General features: G+C 74.0%; 9 protein-coding genes. 4 read left to right on the forward strand and 5 right to left on the reverse strand.

What is annotated here, in order from left to right; all coding sequences use genetic code 11:
• Positions 1-12: 12 nt before the first annotated feature.
• Genes AB0I67_RS03165 through AB0I67_RS03175 form a run of 3 tightly spaced genes read right to left on the reverse strand, consistent with a single transcriptional unit; the run spans position 13 to position 3823 of the window.
• Positions 13-1092, reverse strand: a complete 1080-nt coding sequence (locus AB0I67_RS03165; RefSeq protein ID WP_357916720.1) for an ABC transporter ATP-binding protein — start codon at positions 1090-1092, stop codon at positions 13-15.
• On the reverse strand, positions 1089-2783 hold the full coding sequence (locus AB0I67_RS03170) for an iron ABC transporter permease (protein WP_357916723.1): 1695 nt from the start codon (positions 2781-2783) through the stop codon (positions 1089-1091). Before AB0I67_RS03170 ends, AB0I67_RS03165 begins: the two co-directional genes overlap by 4 nt.
• Entirely contained in the window at positions 2780-3823 is a 1044-nt protein-coding gene (locus AB0I67_RS03175) for an ABC transporter substrate-binding protein (RefSeq protein WP_357916727.1), read from the reverse strand. Before AB0I67_RS03175 ends, AB0I67_RS03170 begins: the two co-directional genes overlap by 4 nt.
• Before the next feature lie 128 nt (positions 3824-3951).
• Between AB0I67_RS03175 and AB0I67_RS03180 the strand changes: the two genes are divergently transcribed.
• Genes AB0I67_RS03180 through AB0I67_RS03190 form a run of 3 tightly spaced genes read left to right on the forward strand, consistent with a single transcriptional unit; the run spans position 3952 to position 9242 of the window.
• Entirely contained in the window at positions 3952-4851 is a 900-nt protein-coding gene (locus AB0I67_RS03180) for a DNA-3-methyladenine glycosylase 2 family protein (RefSeq protein ID WP_357916730.1), read from the forward strand.
• A 48-nt stretch (positions 4852-4899) separates the two neighbouring features.
• Positions 4900-7461 carry a bifunctional FO biosynthesis protein CofGH gene (locus tag AB0I67_RS03185; RefSeq protein WP_357916733.1) on the forward strand — a complete coding sequence of 854 codons (2562 nt, stop codon included), beginning with the start codon at positions 4900-4902 and terminating at the stop codon, positions 7459-7461.
• Between the two features lie 32 nt (positions 7462-7493).
• Positions 7494-9242, forward strand: coding sequence for a substrate-binding and VWA domain-containing protein (locus tag AB0I67_RS03190; protein WP_357916736.1), 1749 nt, complete (start codon positions 7494-7496; stop codon positions 9240-9242).
• 30 nt (positions 9243-9272) lie between these two features.
• Here the strand turns inward: AB0I67_RS03190 and AB0I67_RS03195 are convergent, their stop codons facing one another.
• Positions 9273-10448, reverse strand: a complete 1176-nt coding sequence (locus tag AB0I67_RS03195; protein ID WP_357916738.1) for a coenzyme F420-0:L-glutamate ligase — start codon at positions 10446-10448, stop codon at positions 9273-9275.
• Positions 10445-11377, reverse strand: coding sequence for a 2-phospho-L-lactate transferase (cofD, locus tag AB0I67_RS03200; protein ID WP_357916741.1), 933 nt, complete (start codon positions 11375-11377; stop codon positions 10445-10447). The genes AB0I67_RS03195 and cofD overlap by 4 nt, the downstream gene beginning before the upstream one ends.
• Before the next feature lie 181 nt (positions 11378-11558).
• Here cofD and AB0I67_RS03205 point away from each other — a divergent pair, with 181 nt between their 5' ends.
• Positions 11559-13502 carry a hypothetical protein gene (locus AB0I67_RS03205; protein WP_357916744.1) on the forward strand — a complete coding sequence of 648 codons (1944 nt, stop codon included), beginning with the start codon at positions 11559-11561 and terminating at the stop codon, positions 13500-13502.
• Positions 13503-13569 lie beyond the last annotated feature (67 nt).

The raw sequence follows: 13569 nt of genomic DNA on the forward strand, positions 1-13569 counted from the left end.
CTCTGCAGGCACTCACTCCTTCTGCAGGAGATACGCGCGTGCCGGGTCGGCGGTGACGGTGACGTTCGTGCCCTCGGCCAGCACGTGCCGCGGGTCGGGGCCCGGCACGGTCACGGCCAGCGTGCCTGCGCCGGTCTCCACCTCGTAGTCCACGCTGGGCCCGTGGAAGGTGGTGCGCAACACCGCCCCCGTGCCGTCCTCGGCCGCCGGGGCCAGCGCCAGCGTCTCGGGCCGCATCATGAGGTAGGCCGGGGCGCCCGCCCGCACGGCGGGGTGGGCCTCGACGGCCATCGTCCGGCCGAGCGCGGTCACCACCGCCTTCCCCTCGCCGGCCCGTTCCGGCACGACCTCCACGAAGTTGGCCCGGCCGATGAAGTCGGCGACGAAGACGCTGGCCGGCCGGAAGTAGATGTCGGAGGGGGCGGCCACCTGTTCGATCCGGCCCCGGTTCATGACCACCACGCGGTCGGCCATGGTCATCGCCTCCTCCTGGTCGTGCGTGACGTAGAGGCTGGTGATGCCGAGCAGGCGCTGGATACGCCGGATCTCCGCGCGCATCGCCTCGCGCAGCTTGGCGTCCAGGTTGGACAGCGGCTCGTCGAAGAGCAGCACCTTGGGCTGCACGACCAGGGCGCGGGCGAGCGCCACCCGCTGCTGCTGGCCGCCGGACAGCTCGTGCGGGCTGCGCCGGTCGAGGCCGACCAGGTTCATGCCGGTGAGCGCGACGGCGACGGCCGACTCGATCTCGTCGCGGGGGCGGCGCTGGACGTGCAGGCCGTACGCGATGTTCTCGGCGACGGTGAGGTGCGGGAAGAGGGCGTAGTTCTGGAAGACCATGGCCATGGAGCGGCGTTGCGGCGGCAGCGCGTCGATGGCCCTGCCGTCGAGCAGGACCGAGCCGCTGGTGGCCGACTCCAGCCCGGCGACGATGCGCAGAGTGGTCGTCTTGCCGCAGCCGGAGGGGCCGAGCAGGGTGATGAACTCGCCCGGCGCGACGTCGAGGCAGACCGAATCGACGGCCAGGACCGGGCCGGCGCCGCGCACGCGGAAGCTCTTGGTGAGGTGCTGGAGCGTGAGGTGCCCGTCGGTCATGGTTGCCTTTCTGCGACGCGGTGAAGGGTGGGAGCCCGGCCCACCAGCAGGCGGATGACCCCGAACCCGGCCAGCACGAGCGCGGTCAGCACGGTGCAGTAGGCGAAGGCGACCCCGAACCGGCCGGTGCCGGCGGCCGACAGGATCTGCGAGGTGATGATCTGCGTCCCCGGCGTGACCAGGAAGACGATGGTGGACACGGAGGTCATGCACCGGGCGAAGCTGTAGCTGATCCCGGTGAGCAGGGCCGGGCGGATCAGCGGCAGGGTGACCGTCCGGAAGGTACGGCCCGGCCCCGCGCCCAGCCCGTGGGCGGCCTCCTCCAGGCTCGGATGGAGCTGGGCGAGCGCGCCGGAGGCAGTGCGCAGCCCGGCCGGCACCGACCGCACCACGTAGGCCAGCACGATGGCGAGCGCGCCCCCGGCGATCGCGCTGCCGCCGACCAGGCCCGGGACCACGAACACGCCGCCGAGGTACAGGTCGCCCCGGTAGGCCAGCAGGAAGCCGATGCCCAGCACGGTCCCCGGCACGGCCACGCCGAGGGTGCCGGCGAAGTCCAGCCAGCCGCCCGCGCGCGGCAGGTGCCGCACGACGAGCCAGGCGATCACCAGCCCGGCCACCCCGGCGACCGGCGCGGCCAGCGCGGCCAGCAGCGTGGTGTCGCCCAGCGCCTCGCGGCCCACGCCCAGCACGACCTCGCGCAGATGGCCGAGGGTGAGGCTGTTGTCCACGCCGAAGACCCGGGTGAGCCCGCCGGCGACGACGGTGCCGTAGACGGCCGCGATGACCAGGGCGATGAGCACGGCCAGCCCGTAGATCGGCCAGCGCACCCAGTGGGTGATCAGGTGCACGCTCCCGGTCGGCTTGCCGGTGATGGTGGCCCGGACCCTGCGCCCCAGCCAGTAACGCTGGGCGACGAAGACGGCGACCGACGGCACCAGCAGGATCAGGCTGTAGACGGCGGCGCCGGTCAGGTCGTACTCGCCGGTCACCGCCAGGTAGGCGCGGCTGGCCAGCACGGTGTGGTCGCCGCCGAGCACCAGCGGGTTGGCCAGGTCGGCGATGGCCTCCACGAACAGCAGCAGGAAGGGCGCGGCCAGCCCAGGCGCCAGCAGCGGCACCAGAACCGTGCGGAAGATGCGCCACCGCGAGGCGCCCAGCGTCATCGCCGCCTCCTCCATCGCCGGGTCCAGCCCCCGCAACATCGCCAGCAGCCCGAGGTAGGCGACCGGGAACAGGGACAGCGACAACACGAAGACCAGCCCGTCGAGGCCGTAGATGTCCCACTCCAGCCCGAACAGGCCGTGGCTGATCAGCCCGCGCCGCCCGAAGAGCACCACGGTCGCGGTGGCCACCGCGAAGGGCGGGCTGACCACCGGGACCAGCGCCAGCACGTGCAGGACGCGTTTGCCCGGCACGTCCAGCCGGGCCTGCACGAAGGCGAATAGGAAGCCGATCGCGGTCCCGGCCAGCCCGACCAGCAGGCCGAGCTCCAGGGTGTGCCACAGGATGCGCAGGTCCACGGCCGAGGTGAAGAAGCGGGCGTACCGGGGCCACGCCTCGGGGGAGAGGGCGGAGGCCAGCACGGAGCCGATGGGCACCACGCTGCCGGCCAGGACGAGCGCGGCGCAGGCCCCGATCGCGAGCCGTACCGAGCCGGGCCGGCGCATCGCGCCCCGCCGGGCCCTCACCTGGGCGCCTGGGCGACGGTGGCGTCGAACTCGCGGGTCAGCGCCGGCTTGGCGGTGCCCGCGCCGGCGATGTCGTAGTCGACGAGCCGGACCGTCTTCAGGTCCACGGTGTGGCCGGAGATCTTCGCCCGCGGGTTGGTCGGCACCTGGTAGGACCTGACCGACGGGCCGATCTCCTGGGCGGCGGGGGTGAGCGCCCAGTCGACGTAGGCCCGCGCGCTGACCGGGTTGTGAGCGCCCTTGACCAGGGCGACGCCGCCGACCTCGTAGCCGGTGCCCTCGGCGGGGAAGGTGGACTCCAGGTGCGGGAACCCCTGCTCGCGGGTGGCCACGCAGTCGTGGGAGAAGACCACCCCGACACCCACCTCGCCGCGCGCCACCTGCTGTGCCGGGGCCGCGCCCGACTTGCTGTACTGCAGGACGTTGGGGTGCAGTTTCCGCATGTAGCGCAGCGCCGCCCGGGTGTCGCCGCCGTTGAGCACGACCTGCGTCCACAGGGCGGTGAAGGCCGTCCCCGAGGTCAGCGGGTGGGCGATGCCGATGTTCCGCGACAGGGCCGGGTCGAGCAGCGCCTGCCATGACGTGGGGCTGGCCACGCCCTTCTCGGCCAGCACCTCGGTGTTGGCGCAGAAGCCGAGCACCCCCACGTACACCCCGGTCCAGGCGCCGGACGGGTCCTTGTAGCGGGCCGGGATGGCCGCGGCTCCCGGCGAGACGTACGGCTCCAGCAGCCCCTGCCCGGCCGCCGCCGCGTACCCGTCGGCCGGGCCGCCGTGCCAGACGTCGAACTCCGGGTCGGCCCGGCCCGCCTGGATGCGGGTCAGCGCGTCGCCGCTGGACAAGCGGACGAACTCCGCCTTCACCCCGGTGGCCGCGGTGAAGGCCGCCGTGTGCGCCGCGCACCACTCCTCGGTCGCGCCGCACGCCACCGTGACCTCGCCCGTGTCGGCGGCAGCCGTACCGGCCGGGGCCTGGCGCGTGCACGCGGCGGCGGCCAGCGCGAGCGCGCCCGCCAGCAGCAGCCTGCCTGGTGTGTGCATGGTCAACCTCCTTGACGGGGAGCCAACGCCCCGACCGTAGGCCGGGCAAGGGGCCGGTGCGGTGACGGCCGGGTGAGGCTTGGTGACGGGCTCGTCACCCACCACCGGAGTGCGGCTACCGTGACAGGGTGGAGGAACGTGCCTGGGTCCCGGAAGGCCCGCTCGACGTGGGCCAGGTGCTGGGGCCGCATCAGCACGGCGGCGGCGACCCGACGTGGCGCCGGACGCCGGACGGCACGATCTGGCGCGCCTGCCGCACCCCCGACGGCCCCGGCACGTTGCGCATCGGCGTGCGCGAGGGCGCGGTGCTGGGCCAGGCGTGGGGGCCGGGCGCGCAGTGGCTGCTGGAGACGATGCCCGCGCTGCTGGCCGCCGGCGACGACGTCTCCGGGTTCGTGGCGCACCACCGCGTGCTGGGCGAGGCCGCCCGGCGCCATCCGGGCCGGATCCGCATCGGCCGCAGCGGCCGGGTGATGGAGGCGCTCGTCCCGGCGATCCTGGAGCAGAAGGTGGTCGGCCAGGAGGCGTGGCGCGCCTGGCGCTGGCTGCTCCACCGGTACGGCACGCCCGCCCCCGGCCCCGCCCCCGAGGGCCTGCGGGTGGTCCCGGAACCCGAGGTGTGGCGGCAGATCCCGGCCTGGGACTGGCACCGCGCCGGCGCCGAGGCGGTGCGCGCCCGCACCATCGCCACCGCCGCCTGGCACGCCGACAAGCTGGAGGCCGCCGCCACCAGCGCCGAGGCCGACCGGCTGCTGCGCGCGCTGCCCGGCATCGGCGTCTGGACCTCGGCCGAGGTGCGCCAGCGCGCCTTCGGCGACCCCGACGCGGTGAGCGTGGGCGACTTCCACCTGGCCAAGATCGTGGGCTACGCGCTGACCGGGGAGAAGACCGACGACGAGGGGATGCTGCGGCTGCTGGAGCCGTACGCGGGGCACCGGCACCGGGCGACGATGCTCGTCGGCCTGACCGGGCTGCGCCCGCCGGCGCGCGGGCCGAGGCTGGCGGCGCGCGACTATCGTTCCTTCTGACGGACCTGGGTGCGCTCGCCGAACCTAGAGGGACGTAAGGTGCCGCGTATGACTGTGGTCAGCGATTCCGCCCTCCGCCGAGCCCTCGCCCGCGCCCGCGACGGGAAGGCCCTCGACCTCACCGAGGCCACCGTGTTGCTGCACGCGCGCGGCGAACACCTCGACGCCCTGCTGGAGCACGCCGGACGGGTCCGGGACGCGGGGCTGGGCGCCGCCGGACGCCCCGGCGTCATCACCTACAGCCGCAAGGTGTTCATCCCGCTCACCCGGCTGTGCCGCGACCGCTGCGGGTACTGCACCTTCGCCACCGCGCCGCACAAGCTGGACAGCCCCTTCCTCAGCCCGGACGAGGTGCTGGAGATCGCCCGCGCCGGAGCGGCGATGGGCTGCAAGGAGGCGCTGTTCACGCTGGGCGACCGGCCCGAGGAGCGCTGGAAGCCGGCCCGGGAGTGGCTCGACGCGCACGGCTACGACGACACGCTCTCCTACGTGCGCGCGATGGCGATCCGGGTGCTGGAGGAGACCGGCCTGCTGCCGCACCTCAACCCCGGCGTCATGTCCTGGCGCGACCTGCAGCGGCTCAAGCCGGTCTCGCCGTCCATGGGCATGATGCTGGAGACCACGTCGGAGCGGCTGTTCACGGAGAAGGGCGCGGCGCACTACGGCTCGCCGGACAAGGACCCGGCGGTACGGCTGCGCGTGCTGGAGGACGCCGGGCGGATCAACGTGCCGTTCACCACGGGCATCCTCATCGGCATCGGCGAGACGATCGAGGACCGCGCCGAGTCGATCTTCGCGATCCGGAGGGTGGCCCGCGAGTACGGCGGCATCCAGGAAGTGATCGTGCAGAACTTCCGCGCCAAGCCGGACACCGCGATGCGCGGCATGCCCGACGCCGACCTGCACGAGCTCGCCGCGACCATCGCGGTCACCCGGCTCGTGCTCGGCCCGCGGGTGCGGGTGCAGGCGCCCCCGAACCTGGTCGACGCCGAGTACGGGCTGATGATCCGCGCCGGCATCGACGACTGGGGCGGCGTCTCGCCGCTCACCCCCGACCACGTCAACCCCGAGCGGCCCTGGCCGAACATCGACGATCTCGCCGAGCGGACCGCGGCCTCGGGCTTCACGCTGAAGGAACGGCTGACGATCTACCCCGAGTACGTGCTGGCCGGGGAGCCGTGGCTCGACCCGCGGGTCTCCGCGCACGTCGCCGCCCTGGCCGACCCGGACACCGGCCTGGCCCGCGAGGGCGCGATGCCGGCCGGGCTGCCCTGGCAGGAACCCGACGGCGGGTTCGTCGCGGCCGGCCGTACCGACCTGCACGTGGCGGTCGACACCGAGGGCCGCACCGGCGACCGGCGCGATGACTTCGACTCCGTCTACGGCGACTGGGACGCGCTCAAGGAACGCCTGGACCCGGGCGCGTCCGCGGGCGGCGGCCCCGAGCGGTCGCTGATCAGGCAGGCGCTGCGCAGGGCCGAGGCCGACCCCGCCGGGCTGTCGGACGAGGAGGCCGTCGCGTTGCTCAGCGCGGACGGCGAGGAACTGGAGGCCCTGGCCGCGCTCGCCGACGAGCTGCGCAGGCAGGCCGCGGGCGACGACATCACCTACGTGGTCAACCGGAACATCAACTTCACCAACGTCTGCTACACCGGCTGCCGCTTCTGCGCCTTCGCCCAGCGCCGCACCGACGCCGACGCCTACACCCTCAGCCTCGACCAGGTCGCGCAGCGCGCCCAGGAGGCCTGGGACGCCGGGGCCACCGAGGTGTGCATGCAGGGCGGCATCCACCCGGACCTGCCCGGCACGGCCTACTTCGACATCGCCCGCGCGGTGAAGGCCCGCACGCCGCGCATGCACGTCCACGCCTTCTCCCCGATGGAGGTCATCAACGGCGCCAGCCGGACGAACCTGTCCATCGAGGACTGGCTGCACGCCGCCCGCGAGGCCGGCGTCGACTCGCTGCCGGGCACCGCGGCCGAGATCCTCGACGACGACGTGCGCTGGGTGCTGACCAAGGGCAAGCTGCCCACCCGCGAGTGGATCGACGTGATCACCACCGCGCACAAGGTCGGCCTGCCGACCACCTCGACGATGATGTACGGCCACGTCGACACGCACCTGCACTGGGTCAAGCACATCAAGCTGATCCGCCGCCTCCAGGAGGAGACCGGCGGCTTCTCCGAGTTCGTGCTGCTGCCGTTCGTGCACCACAGCGCGCCGATCTACCTGGCCGGGGTCGCCCGCCCCGGCCCCACGGCTCGGGAGAACCGCGCGGTGCACGCGCTGGCCCGCATCCTGCTGCACGGCGCGATCTCCAACATCCAGTGCTCGTGGGTCAAGCTCAAGGACGACGGCTGCCTCGACGTGCTGCGCGGCGGCGTCAACGACCTGGGCGGCACCCTGATGGAGGAGACCATCAGCCGGATGGCCGGCTCGGAGAACGGCTCCTACAAGACCATCAGCGAGCTGCGCGCGATGGCCGCCGTCTCCGGCCGTCCCGTCCGCCAGCGGACCACCGAGTACGGCGAGCCGGACGCCGAGCGCCTGGCCGCCTCGGCAGCCAGCGACGGGGTATGCAAGTCGGTTCTCCGGGTGGTGCCGCTGTAACAAGTTCTCCTATGCTCCGTTGACCGCCGGTCATGCGCTCGGTGGACCGGCGGGCGGCAGGAGGTACGGGTTTCGTGCGGCAGGGTCAGCACCGGTCTTTGCTGATGACCCGGCGGCGCAGGGCGCTGTGGCGGGGTCTCGCGGCGGCGCTCGGCGCCCTCGCGCTGATCGCCGTGGGCGTCGTGGCGATCCGCGCCGGCGGCGGTGGCGGATGCGCCGCGCGAGAGCCGGTTCTGGTCAGCGTGGCCGCGGCGGGCGACATCGCTCCCGCGGCCATGGAGGCGGCCGGGCGCTTCAACGAGACCAAGGCCGCCGTGGACGGCTGGTGCGTGCTGGTCCAGGTCAGCGAGCAGGCCCCGGCGACCGTGCTGCGCACCCTGCTCGGCGAGCGGGCCGGGGTGCTGAGCGAGCGGCCCGACGCCTGGATCTCCGACTCCTCGGCGTGGGTACGGCTGGCGCGCGAGAACGGCCGGCTGACCGGGCCCGAGACCGTGGTGGCGACCTCGCCCCTGGTGTTCGCCACCCGCTCCTCGCTCGCCCAGCGCTTCGCGGTCAGCCGTACCGAGATGAACTGGCAGCTCGTCTTCCCGGCCGCCGCGCGCGGGCGGCTGCGGCCGACCGACAACGAGCCGGACATCGTGCGCGTGCCCGACCCGTCGCTGGCCGGAGCGGGGATCGCCACCGTGGCCGCCGCCCGCGACGTGGTCGGCTCGGGACCGGACGCGGACAAGGCGCTGACCGCCTTCGTGCGCTGGGCCCAGGCCGGCTCGGCGCCCGACTACCGCACGCTGCTGGCCGCCGCCGAGGACCGCTCCTTCTGGCAGCGGCCGGTGGTGATCGTGCCCGAGCAGTCGGTGCTCGCGCACACCGCGCTCGGCGCCGACCCGATCGTCGCCCTGCACCCGCGCGAGGGCACGATCAACCTGGACTACCCCTACCAGGTCACCGCGACCGATCCCCGGCTGGCCGAGGGCGCGGCGCTGTTCGGGCGGTGGCTGCGCGGCGCGGGCGGGCAGGAGGTCATCCGCCGGGCCGGCTTCCGCGCCGCCGACGGCAGCGGCGCGGGCGGCGCACCCGGCGCGCCCACGCCCCGGCTGCGGCCCACCGTCTCGCCCGGCGACATCGACGAGGCGCTCCAGGCGTGGAGCCGGCTCGCGCCGCCGACCAACATCCTGGTGCTGGCCGAGACCTCCAAGCACATGGCCGAGCCGCTGGCCGGCCGGACCCGCCTGGAGGTGGCCATGGACGCCGCCCGGCTCGGGCTGCAGCTCTTCCCGGACTCGACGCGGATGGGGTTGTGGGAGTTCGCCGAGACCCACCGCAAGCGGGTCTCCCTCGGGCCGGTGGCCGAACCGGAGGCCGGCGAGCTGGTCCGCCGGGGGCGGCTCACCACGCTCACCGGCGAGCTGCGCGCCCACCCCAAGCAGGGCAGCGCGCTGCACCAGGCCATCGACGCGGGCTTTCGCGAGATGACCTCGCGGTACGCCGAGACGATGAACAACACGCTCCTGGTGATCACGTCGGGCCGGGACGACGGCGGGCTGTCCAGGGCCGCGCTGCTGGAGCGGCTGCGCCGGGAGTGGGACCCCGAGCGGCCCGTGCAGATCGTGATCATCGCCTTCGGGAGCGGGGCGGACCGGGTCGGGCTGGGCGAGATCGCGGCGGCCACCAACGGCTCCCTGCACGTGGCCAAGGAGCCGGGGGAGATCATCGACGTCTTCCTGGCCGCCCTGGCCCGCCGCCTCTGCCACCCCGTCTGCGGAGCCACCCAGCCCCGCTGAGGGGGATCAGCGGACCGTCCGCTGAGGGGGTCAGCGGATCTCGATGAAGCCGGCGGGGTCCGGCGGGAGTCGCTCGGGCTGCGGGGTGGCCGGGTAGCCGTAGGCCACCACCCCGGCCGGGGTCCACCCGCGCGGCAGGTCGAGGGCGACCTCCTCCGGGAACACCCAGGCGGCGGCCACTCCCTCCACGGCGAGCTGGACCAGCAGGTTCTCCACGCTCGCGCCCAGCGCCAGCAGGTTCGGCCGGTCGGGCTCGGCGCCCGCCAGGCACGGCACCAGCAGCCCGGGCGCGCTCGCGGGCACCTCCGGGGCCGCCGCGCGCAACCGCTCGCCGGCCTCGGCCGACTCGACCAGCACGAAGCGCCACGGCACGCCGTTCCCGGGGTTCCCAGCGGTCTCGGCGGTCGTCCCCCCGTTCCCGGCCTTGACAGCGGGGGCGGTGAGGGCGGCGGAGACGGCCTGCCGGACGATCCCTGGGCTGACCGGCCGGTCGGCGAAGGCCGTGGCGGTGCGCCGGGCGTGCACGACGTCGCGCGAGCCGTACCGGAAGAGGTCCTCGTCGGCGGGCCGGACCAGCGGCCGGACGCCGGGCCCGTCCTCGGCGGTGACCAGGTGCGCCAGCCCGCGCACCAGCGCGACCGGCACCCCGGTGAGCTTGCCCTTGACCAGCTCGGCCGCGGCGGCGATCTCGTCGGCCAGCGCGGTGACGGTCGCCACCAGCGGGTTGCCGTGCGTGTCCACCCCGCCACGGAAGTCCTCAAGGACCTGCACGCCGGCCGCTCCGATGGCGACGTCGGTGAGCCCGTGCCGCCACGGCCGCCCGAAGGTGTCGGTGATGACCACCCCGGCGGCCTTGCCCAGCGACTTGCGGATCCGCCGGGCCGACTCGTCCGCGTCCTCCGGCAGCAGCAGCACGGTGCCGGGCTCGGTGTTCGAGGCGTCCACGCCGGCCGCGGCCATGACGAAGCCGTGGCGCGTCTGCGCGATGACGGTGTCGCCGCGCCGGGCGACCACGCGCTCGGTCTCCTCGGCGATGGCCGCCGCCCGGTCGGGGGCGTGCCGGATCCGGCCCTCGGCCTTGCTGACGATCTTCGAGGTGATCACCACGATGTCCCCGTCGCGCACGTCCGCCCCGGCCAGCAGGGCCGCGAGGTCGTCACCGGGGCGGACCTCGCCCAGCCCGGTGACCGGCACGATCGTGATCACAGCGCCGCGGCCAGGTCGAGCGTGGCCTGGGCGAGCGCGCGGGTGGCGTCGGGGTCGGACATCAGCAGCGGCCGGGCCTCGACCCGCACCCCGTCGAGCGCCACGCCGGCGTCCTGCTCGGCGACCAGCCAGCCGTCGATCAGCGGCCTGCCGTACAGCTCCAGCACGGCCTGCGCGCTGGTCTCGACGCCGATCGCGCTCAGGCAGGCGTCGGCCATGCCGCGCACCGGCGCCCCGCCGATGATGGGGGAGACGCCGACGACCTTCTTCGCCTCGACCGCGGCCCGGATGCCGGGCACCTGGAGGATGGTGCCGATGCTCACCACCGGGTTGGACGGCGGCAGGATCACGACGTCGGCCTCGGCGACGGCCTCCAGGACGCCGGGCGCGGGCTTGGCGGAGTCGGCCCCGACCAGGCCGATCGACTCGGCGGGCACCGAGGCGCGCAGCCGTACCCACCACTCCTGGAAGTGCACGGCCCGGCGGCCCCGCTCGTCGGTGAGCAGGACGTGGGTCTCGCAGCGATCGTCGCTCATCGGGATCAGCCGCACGCCGGGCTGCCAGCGGGCGCAGAGCGCCTCGGTGATCTGCGAGAGCGGGTAACCGGCCTCCAGCATCTGCGAACGCACGATGTGGGTGGCGAAGTCGCGGTCGCCGAGCCCGAACCACTGCGGCTCGACGCCGTACGCGGCCAGTTCCTCCTTGACGACGTGCGTCTCCTTCTCGCGGCCCCAGCCCTGCTCCTCGTTGATGCCGCCGCCGAGGGTGTACATGACGGTGTCGAGGTCGGGGCAGACCCGCAGGCCGAACAGGGTGATGTCGTCGCCGGTGTTACCGATCACGGTGATCTCGGCGTCGGGCGCGGCGGCCTTGAGACCGCGCAGGAAACGGGCGCCGCCGATGCCGCCGGCGAGGGAGACGATACGCATGCCGACCAGTCTGTCACCCCTGTCCGGGAGGTAAGGCTTCAGCTCCCGGAGCCCGGAAATCGGGGCAGTTTTAGCGATTTGTGACAGTTGTGGTTGTTGGGTCTACCGCCTACGAGGGGACTTATGTGGCACACTCCCATCGGACCAAAGGGTCTGTATGGGGGTAGATGTGAGCGAGTCCGTGAACAGAGAGACCGTCAACCGGCTGCGAGAACCCGCGGCCTGGCTGGTCGTGGCCTGGACGGCCGTCAACATCCTCGCCGCGCTGGTCCAGACGCTGTTCGGCAGCGGCGGCGGGCTGGTCGGACGCGGGTCCGCCCACCTCACCGGGCTGTCCGGACCGGTCGCCACCGCCCTGGTCTTCGGCGCGATCCTCCTGGTCGCGGCGGCTCAGGTGCGGTCCAAGCTCCTGCTGACCGTCCTCGCCTGCGAGCTCGCCGTCGCGGCGGGGCTCAGCGCGCTCGGACTGATCTTCCGGGTCATCTCCTGGGACTCGAGCGGGGTGATCTGGGCGTTTCTCTCCGGGGGGATCGAGATCGCGCTCATCCTGCTCGCGCTGATGTACGTGCGGCCGATGGTCCTCGGTGAGGGGTCCGCCGTCAAGGGGGGCACCGGTTTCGGGGCCTCTTACTCGCCGCCGTCCGGGTTCGCCGAGCAGGGCTTCGGGCAGCAGCCCCCCGCCTACGCCCAGTCGACGTACGGCCGGCAGCCCGACTCCTTGTACGGCCAGGCCGGCTACAACCAGCAGCCTGACTCCGTGTACGGCCAGCCCGGGCAGGCCCAGCAGCCCGACTCCCAGTACGGCCAGCCTGGGCCCAGCCAGCAGCCCGACCAGGCCGCCCAGCCCCAGCACGCCCACGCTCAGCCCGGCCAGCCCCAGCCCCAGCACGCTCAGGGCCAGCCCCAGCACGCTCAGGGCCAGCCCGGCCACCCCCAGGGCCAGCCCCAGCAGGCCGCCCAGCTCCAGCCCGCCCCCCAGGCGCTGCCCCAGGCCCAGCCGGTGCCCCAGCCGGTCTCGCAGGCGATCGGCCAGCCCGCCCCCCAGCAGCCGGCCCAGCCCCACGCCCAGCAGCCCCTCGCCCAGCAGCCTGTCTCCCCGCAGCAGCCCTCGTCGGTCCCCCCGATCCAGCCCCTGCACCAGGCCTACCAGCCCCCGACGCCCCAGCCCCTGCCCCCCGCGCAGCCGGAGCAGGTCGAGCCGTCCCGCCCGGCCCTGCCCCCGGCCGAGCCGCTCCAGCAGCCGGCCGCCTACCCGAGCCAGAGCTACCAGTCCGCCGATTCCGGCTACCACTCCCTGGATTCGGGCTTCCCGTCGCAGGATTCCGGCTACCCCTCCGCCGACTCGGCCTACCCCTCGTCCGACTCGGGTTATCAGCCGTCCGAAACCCTCCCCGAGACGGGCTACACCCCGGCCCCCTACGTCCCGGCGGACGCCCAGCCCGGCGGCGGCGGCACCTACCCCTCCCTGGACCGCCCGTCCTACGCCCCCTCCCACGCCCAGCAGCCCTCCGGCTACCAGACCGTGGACAGCAACCCCAACGTGTACGCCTCGGCCAACCCCGCCCCCTACGGCCCCGCCGAGACCCAGCCGGAGCTGAACTACCCGCAGCTCTCGGACCCGCAGCCGTACTACAACCAGGCCCCCGCGTTCGACCCGCAGAACCAGCAGCACCAGCCGAGCCCGCAGAACCAGCAGGGCGGCACGCCGTTCACCGGCTACTCGGGCCAGGAGTACGCCCAGCAGCCCGCCTTCCAGGTCCCCGAACCCCCGGTGGACCCGCGCTCGCAGCAGCTCATGGACGCCTACCAGCAGGCCAGCTCCTACCAGCAGAACTCCGGCGCGCACCAGCCGATGAACATCCCCGACTACGGGCACGCCCCCGCGGCCACGCCGTACGACGACCCGTTCGGCCACCCGCAGACCCCGCTCCAGCCCGCCGCGCAGGGCTACCCCCAGCAGCAGCAACAGCCGCAGCACCAGCAGCAGTGGAGCGAGCAGCCGGTCGACTCGACGGTCAGGCTCGACCCGTCGATGTACCGCGGTGACGCGCTCGGCGTCCCGGCCGGTCAGGGCGACGACCCGATCGATCCCACCGCCATCTACACCCCCGACCCGCGCAGGTAAGAGTCGGGCAAAGAGCAGCTAGAGAGAAGGTGAGCCGCGGGCGGTAGTCAATACCGCCCTGGTACGG

The organism is Nonomuraea sp. NPDC050310, from assembly GCF_040655795.1.
GTDB lineage: Bacteria > Actinomycetota > Actinomycetes > Streptosporangiales > Streptosporangiaceae > Nonomuraea.

Coding starts and splice junctions, on each gene's coding strand:
- AB0I67_RS03165 (WP_357916720.1), bottom strand. CDS start 1,092: ATGACCGACGGGCACCTCACGCTCCAGCACCTCACCAAGAGCTTCCGC.
- AB0I67_RS03175 (WP_357916727.1), bottom strand. CDS start 3,823: ATGCACACACCAGGCAGGCTGCTGCTGGCGGGCGCGCTCGCGCTGGCC.
- AB0I67_RS03190 (WP_357916736.1), top strand. CDS start 7,494: ATGCGCTCGGTGGACCGGCGGGCGGCAGGAGGTACGGGTTTCGTGCGG.
- AB0I67_RS03185 (WP_357916733.1), top strand. CDS start 4,900: ATGACTGTGGTCAGCGATTCCGCCCTCCGCCGAGCCCTCGCCCGCGCC.
- cofD (WP_357916741.1), bottom strand. CDS start 11,377: ATGCGTATCGTCTCCCTCGCCGGCGGCATCGGCGGCGCCCGTTTCCTG.